Annotated in this window: 10 protein-coding genes; 4 read left to right on the top strand and 6 right to left on the bottom strand. The window is 57.0% G+C overall.

The window, feature by feature from the left end:
* The first annotated feature begins 47 nt into the window (after window positions 1-47).
* Complete coding sequence (locus BLT00_RS18515) at window positions 48-1,595, top strand: MocR-like pyridoxine biosynthesis transcription factor PdxR (protein WP_092147681.1); 1,548 nt, start codon at window positions 48-50, stop codon at window positions 1,593-1,595.
* Between the two features lie 34 nt (window positions 1,596-1,629).
* Here BLT00_RS18515 and BLT00_RS18510 read toward each other — a convergent pair whose 3' ends face one another.
* The 3 genes from BLT00_RS18510 to BLT00_RS18500 all read right to left on the bottom strand — a co-directional run bounded on the left by BLT00_RS18510 (window position 1,630) and on the right by BLT00_RS18500 (window position 8,546).
* Window positions 1,630-6,231 carry a dermonecrotic toxin domain-containing protein gene (locus tag BLT00_RS18510; RefSeq protein WP_092147684.1) on the bottom strand — a complete coding sequence of 1,534 codons (4,602 nt, stop codon included), beginning with the start codon at window positions 6,229-6,231 and terminating at the stop codon, window positions 1,630-1,632.
* A 171-nt stretch (window positions 6,232-6,402) separates the two neighbouring features.
* The gene (locus tag BLT00_RS18505) at window positions 6,403-7,503 is read right to left on the bottom strand and encodes a polyamine ABC transporter substrate-binding protein (protein ID WP_092147687.1); all 1,101 of its coding nucleotides are present in this window, start codon (window positions 7,501-7,503) and stop codon (window positions 6,403-6,405) included.
* An 11-nt stretch (window positions 7,504-7,514) separates the two neighbouring features.
* Complete coding sequence (locus BLT00_RS18500; RefSeq protein ID WP_092147690.1) at window positions 7,515-8,546, bottom strand: histone deacetylase family protein; 1,032 nt, start codon at window positions 8,544-8,546, stop codon at window positions 7,515-7,517.
* 406 nt (window positions 8,547-8,952) lie between these two features.
* On the opposite strand from BLT00_RS18500, the gene BLT00_RS18495 reads away from it, so the two are divergent.
* The 3 genes from BLT00_RS18495 (at window position 8,953) to BLT00_RS18485 (ending at window position 11,524) form a co-directional block, all read left to right on the top strand.
* Window positions 8,953-9,573, top strand: coding sequence for a tyrosine-type recombinase/integrase (locus BLT00_RS18495; protein ID WP_092147692.1), 621 nt, complete (start codon window positions 8,953-8,955; stop codon window positions 9,571-9,573).
* A 313-nt stretch (window positions 9,574-9,886) separates the two neighbouring features.
* On the top strand, window positions 9,887-10,378 hold the full coding sequence (locus BLT00_RS18490; RefSeq protein ID WP_092147695.1) for a hypothetical protein: 492 nt from the start codon (window positions 9,887-9,889) through the stop codon (window positions 10,376-10,378).
* A 261-nt stretch (window positions 10,379-10,639) separates the two neighbouring features.
* Window positions 10,640-11,524 (top strand): RES family NAD+ phosphorylase, encoded by an 885-nt coding sequence (locus BLT00_RS18485; protein WP_092147698.1) that lies wholly within the window; start codon window positions 10,640-10,642, stop codon window positions 11,522-11,524.
* Window positions 11,525-11,704: 180 nt separating this feature from the next.
* On the opposite strand, the gene BLT00_RS18480 is transcribed toward BLT00_RS18485, so the two are convergent.
* The 3 genes from BLT00_RS18480 to BLT00_RS18470 all read right to left on the bottom strand — a co-directional run bounded on the left by BLT00_RS18480 (window position 11,705) and on the right by BLT00_RS18470 (window position 13,963).
* Complete coding sequence (locus tag BLT00_RS18480; RefSeq protein WP_092147701.1) at window positions 11,705-12,115, bottom strand: hypothetical protein; 411 nt, start codon at window positions 12,113-12,115, stop codon at window positions 11,705-11,707.
* Window positions 12,116-12,272: 157 nt separating this feature from the next.
* Window positions 12,273-12,674 (bottom strand): GFA family protein, encoded by a 402-nt coding sequence (locus BLT00_RS18475; protein ID WP_092147704.1) that lies wholly within the window; start codon window positions 12,672-12,674, stop codon window positions 12,273-12,275.
* A 203-nt stretch (window positions 12,675-12,877) separates the two neighbouring features.
* On the bottom strand, window positions 12,878-13,963 hold the full coding sequence (locus BLT00_RS18470) for a hypothetical protein (RefSeq protein ID WP_092151251.1): 1,086 nt from the start codon (window positions 13,961-13,963) through the stop codon (window positions 12,878-12,880).
* Between the last annotated feature and the right edge of the window lie 272 nt (window positions 13,964-14,235).

Raw genomic sequence — 14,235 nt, 5'->3', positions numbered from 1 at the left:
AAGAGCCACTTATGGCCAATTCGATAGGTCCATTTGCGAGGATCATCATGAACACCGCCGTGCCACCCCTGTCGTTCAACCCCGCCGGAATCGAGCTGGACCGCCGTCAGGGGCTCAGTCGTCAGCTGTATCAGGCGTTACGCGCGCGAGTATTGGACGGGCGCCTGGCCAGTGGCACGCGTCTGCCCGCCAGCCGTGACCTGGCGGCGGCCTTGGCGATTTCCCGCAACAGCGTGGTGCGGGCTTACGACCAGCTCTATGCCGAGGGCTTCATCGAAGGGCGCGTGGGCGACGGGACTTATGTGGCAAAACTGTCTTCGACGACACTGCCGCTGAAAAACATATCCACAAAAGTATCCACAGGGTTTTCAACAGGCTTACCCACAGCCTTATCCACAGATTGGCTCGACTTGCCTGTGGGCCCATCCAGTAAAGTTATCCACAGCGATGCCTTGAACCGCGTCGAAAAACACCATTTGCCCCAGCCGCCCAGTGGCCCACCCAAGGCGTTCAGGGTCGGCGTTCCGGCGTTCGATTTGTTCCCATTCGACGTCTGGGCCAAGCTGAATGCGGCTTTCTGGCGCAAGCCGGATCTGCAGCAACTGTGTTATGGCGACGCGCAAGGTGACGCACGCTTGCGCGGCCTGATCGCGGCCTACCTGCGCAGCTCCCGTGGCCTGCACTGCACCGCTGAACAAATTGTGATCACCAGCGGCGCGCAGCAGGGCATCAGCCTTTGTGCACAGCTGTTGGTGGACCCCGGCGACGTCGTGGCTGTGGAAAACCCGGGCTACCGTGCGGCCGGGCATGCGTTCGCCGTGGCCGGTGCCGAGGTGAAAGGCGTGCCGGTCGACAGCGAAGGCCTCGATTGCTCGGCGCTCGATACGTTGAGCCATTGTCGGTTGGCCTACGTCACGCCGTCCCATCAATACCCGACCGGGGTGGTCATGAGCCTCGCACGGCGGTTGGAGCTGCTGGCCTGGGCTGAACGCAACGATGGTTGGATCGTCGAGGACGACTATGACGGTGAATATCGCTACAGCGGTGCGCCGCTGGCACCCTTGGCGGCGCTGGATCGCCAGGGGCGCGTGCTGTACGTCGGCACGTTCGGCAAAGTCGCGTTCCCGGCCTTGCGCCTGGGCTACCTGGTGTTGCCGCCGGGCCTGGTCAATGCGTTCGCCCGCCGCCGCGCGGTGGATGTGCGCCATTCGGAAGTCAGCACCCAAGCGGTGATGGCCGAGTTCATGGCCGCCGGACATTTCCAGCGGCACATCCGGCGCATGCGCCGCGCTGCGCTGGCCCGGCGTGATGCGCTGTTGGCCGGTTGGCCGAAATCGTTGAACGGCGTCGGCGCCATGCCCACGGTCGTCGCCGGGTTGCACGTCACGGTGCCGGTGGACAACATCGAGCGCGAGCGCGAGCTGATCGCCCGGGCCACCGAAGCCGGCGTCGAGGTCAATGGCTTGAGCAGCTACTGGTTGCCTGCCACTGCCCCGACGCAGGTACGGGCGGGGCTGGTGCTGGGGTTCGCGGCGGTCCCGCCAGCGACGATCGATGCCGCGCTGGCGCGTCTGGCGAAGGCCTGGCCGACATGAGTGCCGGGCGTCGACAGACGCCTGGCTTTGTCCGTCACGACAGTCGTTTTGGAAAGAACACCTCCTTGGCCTGGTCCACGGCGATTTCGCTGCGGTAAAGATCGATCAGTTGCCGCTGGGTCAACTCCTTGGTCGAGTCGGCGGCCCGGCCCAGGCTGACTTGTTCCGGTGTTTTCAAACGCGCCGACAGATAAGCATGGGCAGGCGCCCAGTCAGTGGAATAACGGAAGTCGGCGAACCACAGCGTTTTGTTCTCTTTCAGGTCCTTGATCTCGTACCGGTCCAGATAACCGTAAACAGGACCTCTGAGGCGTTGCCGGTTCTTTTGCCGAGTGATGGAAATCTGGTTCCGGCTTTTAAGCCATATCAAGCCACTCATGGTCGGTGGCCGTTGTTTGATGACCTTGAGGATGCCTTCGAACCCTTCCTCATAAAGGGTCTTGGACGCCTGCTTGAGTGCTTTGCGGGTGGACTCGGCCAACTGCCGCTCTTGGGCCGACACACCCACCGTTTCGTTAGAGGCATTGTCCAGCGCCTTGGTGATCGCCACGGCGACTTTCTCCATGCGGCCTGCGTGTGCATTCAGAATCATCCCGATGCCGGTGGGTGATCGACTGGGTTTGTTGGCGTATTCCTGGATTTGCGTCTTGAACGCTGCCAGCCCGTCAATCAGGGCCTTGCCCTTGGTGATGCTGGTTGTCAACGCAGGAACGGGCGCCGGCGCTTCGGCGATGACGTGAGGCACCCACTCACCAGTTTCCTTGCGATGAAACGTGGCAATGATTTTTTCTGAAAGCGGGTTTTTCACATCGACCCAGCCCGTCTCTTCCTTGGTTTTCGAGAGCCGGGGTTCGCCACTGACCAGACCCCAGAAACGCGCCCTGATGAACTTTTTCCGAGGCCGGGGGCGCTGCTCGTACGGGTTGCCGAGGCTGCGCCGGTTGCTTCGCTCATCGAGGGCCCAGGCCAGGTGACGGACTGCGCGTTTCTTGGTCTGGCCAATCTGCTTTATCAGTCGATTGAGTTCTGCCGGGCGCACACTGGCCTTATATTCATCGCCCAGGTATTCGAGATGTTCTTCGATGGCGGTGAACTGTTCCGTCAGGCTGCCAAATGCATCGATCTGTTCGTCCAGCCTGATCACACTTCGCTCCTCGATGGCGTCGTGCAGGCTTTGGAACGCAACCGTGATGTTATCGACCACTTGGTTGAGATCTGCCCACCCCTCAGGCACGGTGTGGATGCTGTCGAGCGACAGGCAGAGGTGGCGATACATGTCCAACTGGATCAGGCGGATCGCATCGCTTTTGTAGGCCGGCATTTTCCCGCGGTGCTGGCGCAGGAATTCAAAGCCTTCGCGCCCCTGCTTCTTGAGTCGGTAGAAGCGGGTTTCCATGTAATCCAGGCGCTCGATCATGTCGTCACCGACCCGGATCATGGCATCGGCAGCATCGACGTGCTGCTGCTCGATTTCCTCGATCGTCGAAGTGGCCATGTCCAGGGCTTCTCTCAGGGCGGGGGTGAAGCGAGCCTTCAGCGCGTCTATTTCCTCGAACGTAAAATTGATCTGCGCGTTCAAGTAGCCGAGTCGGACTTGAGGCGCGTCGGGCCTTGATTGAAAGACCGGCCATTCGGTCAGGATCTTCAACGCTTCTTCGTAGCTTTCCCGTTGCGTCTTCAACGTACTCAAATAGATGATGCGTTTGAGCTCCTTGGCAGAGCCGGAGGCCTTACCCAGCTCCTTGGCATCCATGGTCAGCAACTTCTGGCCTTCGATTTTCTTTTCTTCGAAGCGAGTCAACTGCGCCAGCAGCTGAGTGCCACGGCGCCTGGCATCGGCGATGACCTCCTGCCGGGCACCTTTCGATCCGCTACCGCGCAGACGCAGGCGCGTGTCGACATGCCATTCGCCGTGGGCATGGCGCATCAGCGCCGGCCCTGGGTGGGAGGGGTCTTTTTCGTCGACGATGGACACATGGTCCCCTTCCACTTTTACCTTGAACCACTTGTCGGCCATTTTGGCGAACCAGTCATCGCCCTGTTGGTAGAGGCCCTTGAGCGGGCCTTCGCTCTTGAGCTGTTCGGCGTGCTCGGGCTTGTTGACGCTCAAGGGCCTGAGCAGCTTGGCATGCTCGCCGGACTTGCCCGCCAAGGCGCCACTGGAATGAATGGTGTCGTAGTGCTCGGCGGGCAGCCTGGTGTCCTTGGGCGGTATGAATTGCTCGATGATGGGCGCAGGCTTGGCCAGTTTTTCCAGCTCGGGCACGACCTGGGGGGCTTCTGTCAGGCGGCTGCCAGTATTCTCCCGGGCGCGCTCGATGGCGTGTGCGGTAATCGCCATGGCCATGTTCAGCAACAGGTCGACAAACGCTTCCCACGTGGCCTGGCTGTCGGTTTCTTCGTCGCCTTGTGTCATCGTTTCAACGTCGTCGAGGATTTGCCAAAGCCAGATGGCGGTGCCTGCCGCAGCCCCGAGGTAGGGCAGGGCCAGGTTGAAAATCAACCAACTGGCCTGTTTGAAGGTTTCCCAGCGGTTCTCGCTATTGGACACAGACTGACGATCAGCGAGGGCGGTCAGGGCCTCGGCATTGGACCTGAACAACCGCGGCAGGAAATCCGCCCCCAGAGTCTGGTTGCTCAAGCTGACGGGGGCGCTGTTGGTCCACGAAGAGAAGGGGTCGGTGGCGAATTCGACGATCATCCAGGGCGAGGGGATCGGCCCGGAAAAGAGGTATCGGCTGTAGTTCTCGCGTACTCCGTCGGGCAGCCAGGCCAGCACCGATTGACGCAAGGAGGGTGTCTGCCGGATGGCGTAGATCAGATTGCTCGGCGTCGGATACTGGCACAGCTGCGGTTCCAGCAGCGGGCGATAGAGCACGCAGGGACCTGCATCGAAATCCTGCGGACCGATCACGAACATGTTGGTCACGACGTCCCCCGCAGTGCCCTGGGACTGGCCGGAGACGAAAGCCAGCTCGCGCATGACGATCGTCTGCCCGTCGACCTTGCGCTCGGCTTCGTCGGTCTCCATCACGGCGGCGATGTAACGGTAGCCGCGCTCGTCGATGTTGCAATCGCCGCGAATCTTGCTCTCCAGCGCCAGCATGGGTAACTGGATGCGTAGCTGAGCCGTGTAGAGATTTTCCCGGCGGGTCGATTCGACGGTATCGCCCAGTAGCTTGCTCTTGACCAGTTCGGGATAAACGCGACCGATATCGACCTTGGTCACCAGATTTTCGACGTAATCGACCGTCATCCATCCGGGCAGCTTGTCGCCGTCGAGAGACCGGACCACCTTGTCGCCAAGGGGCAGCGCAATCAGGTTCTGTAGCGCCAGGTCGACGAGGTTGAGCCGCGTGATCTCGATTTTGCCGGGAACAACGAAGGTGCCCCAGACGACGGGGCTGCGGATTTGCAGTTCGATCCGTTGCGGGTCGAGCGTCGCGGCGTCGGCATGCTCCGATTGCATCTGTTGTTTCAACGCGTTCAGCGCATAGTGTTTGATGGGGGGAATATCGTCCAGGTAGGTCTTGCCGGCATGGGAGCTGCTCAGCGCGGACAGGTTCTTCATGTGTTGGGCGAACAGGATCTGGTCGGACGTCGATGCTTGCTGGAGCCAGTCAGGCATCTGCTTCTCGTACCAGGCCGCATCAGGACCGGTGTCGGTCTGTGTGCCTCTGAGCGCGGGCTGCTCGCTGTCGTCGGTCATGAACCCTTTCAGGATCTCGGGAGAGCCCAGGATCTGTACCTGGGTGGCAATCAAGCCGCAGGCCTTGTGATCGAAAATGTTGCCTTCGGGCTCAAAGAAGCGCCACTGGATCCTCTTGCCCTCCACGTTGCCCAGATGATCAGGCAGGGTCTGCCCGAATGCTTGCAGCGAGTCGAACTTCTCGTAGCTGCGACGCAGCGAGTAGGCGAGGATGGTCTGTTTTTTTTCGACGGTTCCGATCAGCACCACCAGGGAGTTGTCGACCATGCGTGTCAACTTGTCGCCATCCACCTCATCGATGTCGATCAGGTACGCATGGGTGTCATAAGGGTCGTTGGCCTTGCGGTCCTGCAGGTCGGGGTACTGGAACAGTTGCCTGGCCATGGCACAGTCGGAGTCCGTCCAGCCCTTGACCTGCTTAACGTCCCAGAGTCTGTGCAGCAGGCTGGAGAGCTCATGCCAGCGCGGCGGCGCGGTGCCGATCGTGGCGTTCCAGTACGCCAGTTGCTGTTCCTGGCAGGCGGACACCATGACGGGCGCGAGTTCATTGATCAGGCTGCCGATCTGAGCGATGCGCACCGGCAGGTGCACCTCGGGGGTCGTCAGTGGCAGGTGGGTCAGAAAGTGAAAGCCCTCGATCAGCAGCGTCGCATAGTCCTCATTCATCCGTGCCGCCAGCATGTTGCTGAGTGTCTGGTAACGCGTGGGCCGCTCAACGATCTGGCCGTCGACGATTTCCCAGTCCGGTTCACCGATCACAGTATTGTTCGGGTCCAGATGCAAATGGGGATAGAGCTTCTTGAGCGCACTGCGCAGAAGGGCGGCGGCTACCTCCGGCGAGGTCGGGCCGGCGAGTAACTGGTTGAGCACCGCGTCGCCAAGGCTGGCGTCGGGCGCGGCGGGTGTAGGGGTTAAGGGTTGGGTCATCTGAGTCTCCCTGTCTCGCGATACATGGCATGCCCAAAGCCGAACGCTTCGGGAACGCCATGCTAGGGCGCGGCAAAACAGGGAGGGTGGTAACTATGTATAGGGCGCAGTGTCAGCCCGGGTAAGAGGCCACCCTATCCCCGGGCCAGACAAACCTTGCTACAGGCAGAGCTACTGGCCGGACTTGATCCGCGTCCAGGCCCGTGTCCGTGCCCGCTCGGCGTCCCTTGGCAACGGCTGCAAGGTATAGAGCGTGGTCATCGCCGCCTCGGTCGGGTACAGGTTGGGGTTGTTGCGGATCGCCGGGTCGACCATGTCGGTCGCATCTTTGTTCGGGTTCGGATAGCCGACAAAATCACTGACCGGCGCGATCACCTGCGGTTGCAGCAAATAGTTGATGAAGGCGTAGGCGTCCCCTGGGTTGGCGGCGCCCTTGGGAATGGCGAGCATGTCGAACCAGATCGGCGCGCCTTCCTTGGGCAGGCGCATGTCCACCGTCACGCCGTTCTTGGCCTCCTTGGCGCGGTTGGCCGCCTGGGAAAAGCTGCCGGAGTAACCCACCGCCACGCAAATGTCGCCGTTGGCGATGTCGGCCATGTACTTGGAGGAGTGGAAATAGGTGATGTGCGGGCGAATCTTCATCATCAGCGCTTCGGCCTTGGCGTAGTCCGCCGGCTTCTTGCTGTTGGGGTCCAGGCCCAAGTGCTGCAAGGCCAGGGGCAGGATCTCCGACGGCGAATCGAGCAGCGCCACGCCGCACTGCTTGAGCTTGCTGATGTTCTCTTCCTTGAAGATCAGGTCCCAACTGTCCACCGGCGCGTTGTCGCCCAGGGCGGCCTTGATCTTGTCCGGGTTGAAGCCGATCAGGATGGTGCCGTACATGTAGGGCACGGCGAACTTGTTGCCCGGGTCGTTGGCTTCGATCAGCTTCATCAGCTTCGGATCGAGGTGGTTCCAGTTCGGCAGCTTGCTGCGGTCCAGGGGCTGGAACACCCCGGCCTCGATCTGCTTGGCCAGGAACACGTTGGACGGCACCACCACGTCATAGCCGGAGTTACCCGTCAGCAACTTGGCCTCCAGGGCCTCGTTGGTGTCGAAGATGTCGTAGACCAGCTTGACCTGGCTGTTCTGCGCCTTGAAATCCTCCAGGGCCTTGGGCGTGATGTAGTCGAACCAGTTGTAGACGCGCAGGGTGCGCTCCTCGGCCTGGACAGCGCCGCAAAGCAGCGCGGCGCACACGGCTGGAGCCATAAAACGCTTGAGTCTATTCATGCTGTGATTCCTCATGGGGCGCTTTGGAAACCTTCAAGAACGTTCACGGCATTGATGCCGATTTCTGCCACCGCGTAGCCGCCTTCCATCACGAACAGCGTCGGCTTGCCGAGCGCCGCGATGCGCTTGCCCATCGCCAGGTAATCCGGGCTGTCGAGCTTGAACTGGGAGATGGGGTCGTCCTTGAACGTGTCGACACCCAGGGACACGACGATGACATCGGCGTCGTAACCCCGGATTTGCCCGCAGGCCTGCTCCAGCGCCGCGCTCCAGGTGTCCCAGGCGGAGCCGGCTGGCAAAGGGTAGTTGAAATTGAAGCCCTCGCCGTCGCCCTCGCCATGCTCGTCGGCATACCCGAGGAAGAACGGAAACTCCGCCTCGGGGTGACCGTGGATCGAGGCGAACAACACGTCGCTGCGCTCATAGAAAATCGATTGGGTGCCGTTGCCGTGGTGGTAATCCACATCCAGGATCGCGACCTTCTGATGGCCCTGGTCGAGAAAGGCCTGGGCGGCGATGGCGGCGTTGTTCAAGTAGCAATAACCACCCATCAAATCGCCAGCGGCGTGGTGCCCTGGCGGCCGGCACAACGCAAAGGCACTGCGCGCACCGCGCTGGATGTCCGCCTGGGCGGTGAGGGCCACTTGCGCGGCGCTGTAGGCCGCCTGCCAAGTACCGGCGGTAATCGGCGCACCGCCGTCGAAGCTGTAATAACCCAACTGGCCGTGCAGGCTCGTGGGAATGACCGAACGCAGCGTTCGCGCCGGCCAGGTGAAGGGCAACAAATCGCCGTCGCGGTTGTACTTGGCCCAACGGTCCCAGGCGCCTTTGAAGAATTCCAGATACGCCGCGCTGTGAATGCGCTGGATCGGCCCCAGGCCAAAATCCTGCGGCGCCTCCACCGGCCCCAGCCCCCGCGCCTTGACCCGCTCCAACACATGATCGGCCCGGGACGGCATCTCGAAGCAGGGCATCAATTGCCCATCCATCAACTCGCAGCGCCCGTGGTGCAGGTGGTGATCGTCTGAGTAGATCGTCAGCATGTTTTTGTTCTCCGCAAGGCTGATTCGGTTGAACACAGTCTTGCGGCGCGCGACGTTTCAGAGAACGGCAGGAGAGGCCAAAAGGGGATCGAAATGGCCAAAAGGTTTGACCGTAAATCGCCCCTTGTTGGCGCGGGTGTGCGCGGGGTTGGGGCATGGGGCAGCTTCGATGGCGACGCGATGATTTTGTGGCGAGGGAGCTTGCTCCCGCTCGGCGGCGTAGCCGTCGCAGGTCGGTGAATGCGGTTTGCCCGGAAGAGGCTGGCTTAGGACGTTTGGAAAAAGTAGCAGCTATCAGAGTACCCAGGGGGGAAGGGCGGGAGAGTAAATAAATGACCGGTCCCCCCGGTTAGCGGCCGTCGCTCTGATTAGCCATCCTTGTCTTTCCACACGTGGAGGACTTGTCATGAACATCATCGCTACCCGCAGCTGTCAGCCCTGGAACAAAGGAAAACTAGTCGGGCAGAAAGCCCCACTCCGACTGAGAGATATCTGGGCCATCCGAGTAAGACTTCAAATTGCGAAAAGAACCCGGGATCTGGCCCTCTTCGATCTGGCCATCGACAGTAAGCTTCGAGCCTGCGACTTAACCAAGCTACGCGTGCGCGATGTCGCCCATGGCGAGCACGTATCATCACGAGCCATGGTGATGCAGCAGAAAACGCAGCGGCCAGTGCAGTTTGAGATCACTGAGCAAACACGGTCAGCTCTCGTGGCCTGGATACATCAGGCACAACTACGCAGCGAGGACTGCCTTTTTCCTAGCCGGCTGCATACCTCAGACCATCTATCCACTCGTCAATACGCTCGTATCGTCAAAGGCTGGGTGAAAGCCGTAGGCCTTGATTCAACCATGTATGGCACTCACACAATGAGACGTACGAAGGCATCACTAATCTATCGCAGAACGAAGAACCTACGGGCGGTTCAGTTGCTACTCGGCCATACGAAGCTGGAGAGCACTGTTCGATATCTGGGGATTGAGGTTGATGACGCACTGGAGATAGCGGAACAGACTGAGGTTTGATCATGCATAGCGACGGTCGAAGTCAGGCCGTCGCTAGCCGGCCAGAAGCGGACCTCGGCAAGCGACCGCTGTCGGCCAGAAGCAGACATTCCCGGACTAAAGCGCCTAGCTCATTACTGGCCATAGACACGCTACCGATGACTTTGTAACCTCAGGAGAAATCTTGATCTTCACTTTTTGCCCATGTCGCGCTTCTAGTGCTCGATTCATTTGGCTCAAAGGGGGACGCATAGATAAGATGCGTTATGCGGCACAAATGACGACAAAAATTACGGTCACATGTGCCGCCTACTTATAGATAGAGGGAAACCCAATGCTCGCGGAATCGCCAGTAAAAAAATTGAAAATCTCGAAGGAGCTTGTTTTTGAATTTTTAGCTGTGTTTTCACGATTTGAGTTCTCATTAAAAGAGTCTGGGTACTTTCGGAAAGGTCGGCATGACATAGCAGAGGCTGACTGGTCAAAGTTCACCGAAAGCATGAATTCGCACTTTGAACAAGTTGACTCGAAAAATTTATCAAGCGCCATTGAGTATTTGATAAAGGAACCACCGCAGCAGCAAATAGTCGAAGACGGCAGCTTAAAGTGGCGCCCACTTACTTTCGGGCCGGAACAAACGTTAGCAGCCAAGACGCTTATAGCAGTCCGCATGACACGCAACAACCTCTTTCATGGCGGAAAACATTTTCCGCACTCAGCAGATGGTCGTGACGAAAAGTTAATAAAGTCCAGCTTAACTGTCTTGGGTTTCTGCCTAAACAAGCACGACGATGTTAAATTTGATTATGAGACCTATGCCTTCTAACAATTGGCTCAGGTCGTTCGCTTTGATCACTCAGGCGTCCGCAAGCATAGCCTGGACAAAAAGGGGACCGACAAAAAGGGGAAAGATTTCTCTTCGGGCGAAAAAGGGGCGAAAAATAGGCTTATGGCCTATGCTTCAACTCTTGCACCACATGCAGCTAGCTATTATCGCAGTCAAGCCCAGCATTACCGGCACTTAACCAGAGAGCCTCCTAGGGTAAACTGCGATAAGCCTTGTCAGTACATTAATTAAGGGGGATTTATGGTCTGTATCACGGAGAAGTATCCTCCGCTCGAACTTAACGAGATTGTTAATATTGCGAATGGCTTCAAGCAACTATCTTTAAAAGAGAAGCTGTCGACAGTTGCAAGGGTGATTGCCAGGCATCCGATGTTAAACTTCCCTACTCAAAACGATACGCGTGAGTTTTATCGGGTTCGTGTTTCTAAAGATAGATCATTCCCATTTAACTATACAGGGGTGTTATGGAATCACTCGGCGCCTGCTCAGCAAGCGAGACTGAATGCTCCAGGCGATGCGGTGCTGTATGTAGCAAATCAAGCTAATGCTGCCTTTGCAGAGACTGGAGTGAGCGATGATTTTGTAATCATGAGTGTTCTAAAAATTCAGGACGGAAAGAACGTAACTTTCCTGCCGCTTGGAACATTCGCAAATATCATGAGATCCAATGCGGCCCACCTTGATGTTACTGAACAGATTGTAAAAGATGTCCGAAGAAAAATTCTAGCGTGCCCAATTCATGAAATGCAGGCTTTGCTGATTTCTGACGAATTTCTCTATAACTGCATAATGGAGGAGGACGAAGGTTATGCAGTGTCTTCTTATACGGCAAATCTAATATTCAAAAAATATCCGAGCGTCGATGTCATCACTTACCCTAGTAAAAAGCTACGATCTGCGAGCAATTATGCAATCAAAGTATCAAGCTTTTGGGACAAGTGGGCGATAGGCTCCGTATGCACCCTGGAAGCGAAGCATCTTGCCCTTGGGCACTTCCTGCATAGCAACGTTAGATGTGTAGATAAAATCGACAACACCGGGTTTATGAGTTGGGAAAGATCTTATCCGGTGCACCAGAATTCACTGGTTGTGCTGAACTGGGTTAAGCCGCAGATCGATGGTTAGTGTAGGTACTCAGCGGGAAGCTCTGACGCGCTGCGCTTGTCCGCCGCACCTGCGCGCGGGGTTGGCTGATCAATACCAGACCGTCGCTATCCGACCCAACGGGGACACCAGTTGCCGGAAGAAATCGGCGCAAAAGCAGCTTCCGATCAGCAATGGAATCTCAGCTTCTGTGATTCACACCTATAAGCCGCATAGGAGTTCGCGCCTCACCTGAAGAGCAATTGCTGCGAAGCCCTTTCCAGTACCGCGCTTGTTGGGCGCGTAGTCCTGATTAGCAGAAACATCCTCCCATTGACTCACCGATTCCACGTACCTATGAGTGTCATCGGTATCAATTTCAAACTCTATGAACCGCTCTGCGTGAGTGAGCAAAAGACCATAAAGGCTGGGCATACCGGGAAAGTCGACTTCAAGATCTAGTACGACGGTTTCTGACCATCTAATGCCTTTCGACTCGCCATAGTTTTTTAAGGCTAGGGGAATTCCTCTGGCCAACCAAGCTTTGGCGGTTACCATGAGTCTGTGGGCCACAAGAGCATTTTGCTCTTGCACGTTCAGTTGCCGCTTTTTTAACAGACGGTCAATGTCCACTTCAATCTCCTCAAAAATCGTCGCTTCCAGAATGACGATGACCTGTCAAACGCGCAACGACTCAGGCGATTCCCATCTCCACGCTGCTACCCGGTCCGCGCGGGGCGTAGCGACGTTCCAATGTCTTTACCAAAAGACGTCTTTCGACCCAAAGCCGTCAGTCGACCTGAGGGCATAGGTTAGATGATTTGAACCAGAGGACTGCGGAGTCGACATGAACATGCTTCTGCTTTTGAGGCAGGAAGGGCGTATCAAGCGTGCCCAACGCTATCGAGACCCAGTCGGCAAACTTACCTTCAGATCGTGACCAGAACAGAGTCGAACCGCAGTCCATGCAGAACTCGCGTAATACCGTCTCTGACGAAGCATAGGTTTTGATGCTGGTGGAACCGCGAAGTATTCGAAGCGCGCTACGCGGAATGCTGCCGTACGAAGCGAATGCTGCCCCGTGACCTTTGCGACACTGGCTGCAATGACAATGACTCACTGCTTTTGGTGAGACGAGTAGCTCGTAACTGACGGCAGCGCATAAGCAGCTTCCTTGGTATACCTGTGTCATAGGCTGTTCCGTGCAGGTGAGAAGCGCCAGCGTAACCGTCCCAGTCCAATCAGTCGACCGACCGCTATTGGCCGACTGCTGCCCTTACCCTAAGGCCGCTATCGGCCGATAGCAGTTATCCTGGGGTAAAGGTGACAAACTTAATTTCTCGCAAAGTAACTATTAACTGCCCCCCCTTTAGGCACCGTATTAGTGTCTAAGTATCACACCATGCACATGTAAGTTTTTGCAGTCCCCGCCGGCGCGCCTGAATCATAAACGTCCACTTGGTAGCTACATCCAACAGTACTCAATGCCTTTCCGGCTCCGACTTCGTATACGGTTGCCCCTGAAGAGTCGGCGTGGATCACGTAGCCTCCCCTTTTTGCAGCAACCGCCGCAGGATTCACTTCAATACTGGCAGATATCAATACATGGAAATCCAAGCCACCGCCTGAAAACATAAGCGCAGGTTTGCAAGCATGCTCAGCGCATATTTCCAACCCCAGCCTCAAACCTTCCTTGAGCGGAATTGGCGCGCTGGTTCCCGGAACGAAAATAAGGTCGGTCCAATCGGACTGATTATCCGGTTCTTCCAGACCATAGAGCCCGATGTTTTCAAAGCGTTTATGCTGGGTTACGACCTGATCCCCCATACAAACAAATGCAGTGTTGCGCGCCATATGCCGTTCTGGAGAAGGGTCCTCTAAGGTCCATTGGTCAATGGCATTGAACACCTGATTTCGGTACTTCTGGTACTGCCGCTGTGCTGATTGCGGAGCAAACCTCAGCCCAAAATCTGTTGGCTCACGGTGCTTTGAGAAATCCCGCGGAGTGGTCTTCTCCTCCTCAGTACCGCGTCTAAACTTACGACCTTCGGGTCTAATCATGGACTTTGCCCACAGCACAGTGCCAGGGATCAAAATCAATTTGCTGTTGGAGCTCGCCAAAGCGGTACTACAGGCTCGGACTATTTCCTTGTCCATCTCATTGATGTAGGGGCGTGGAGCCGATTTAGCGAACAAATACTCGGGCGCAACAAAGAGGTGTAGATCGAAATCTGCAGGAGACAGACCAGCTTGGTTTGGTAAGGATTCAAGCCAACTATGGTATGACGGCCATGTCTTCTCGGCCTGACCAATCATTCCTTCAATACAGGCCATCCGATTTTGAATTTTTACCTGCAGCGTCTGGTCATCAGAAAGCCGACACTGCGTTTCTTTCGTATTGCGCTCCCAAATTGTCACCAAGACGTTTTTCGCCATCACCGATTCCCCCCATACGCCGTTAACGATCGAATGCGCCGCCATACAGGTGTAGTGTCCGTGCGGATATTGCGAGTGGAATGGCGATGCATACGTGCAGAGATCAGCGTAGATCAATACGCTGCCAACTCAAGAAATTCTGCGGGCCTTTTATTGAGTTCTGTTCGTCTGGTAACGATGCTTTGGAGGAGAGTGCAATCTGAACTGTCCATTTCTTTTTGAAGCCCAATCAGCAATGCGCCGCATTAGGTCTTTACTCAACCAACTCGAAAAAGGCGACGTATTTATTTAAAGGCCAGACCGTCCGCTTCTGGCCG

This window comes from Pseudomonas sp. NFACC51 (assembly GCF_900103575.1).
GTDB lineage: Bacteria > Pseudomonadota > Gammaproteobacteria > Pseudomonadales > Pseudomonadaceae > Aquipseudomonas > Aquipseudomonas fluorescens_Q.
Note: the sequence above shows the minus strand (reverse complement) of the source record. Positions and strands in the feature narration are given on the sequence as shown.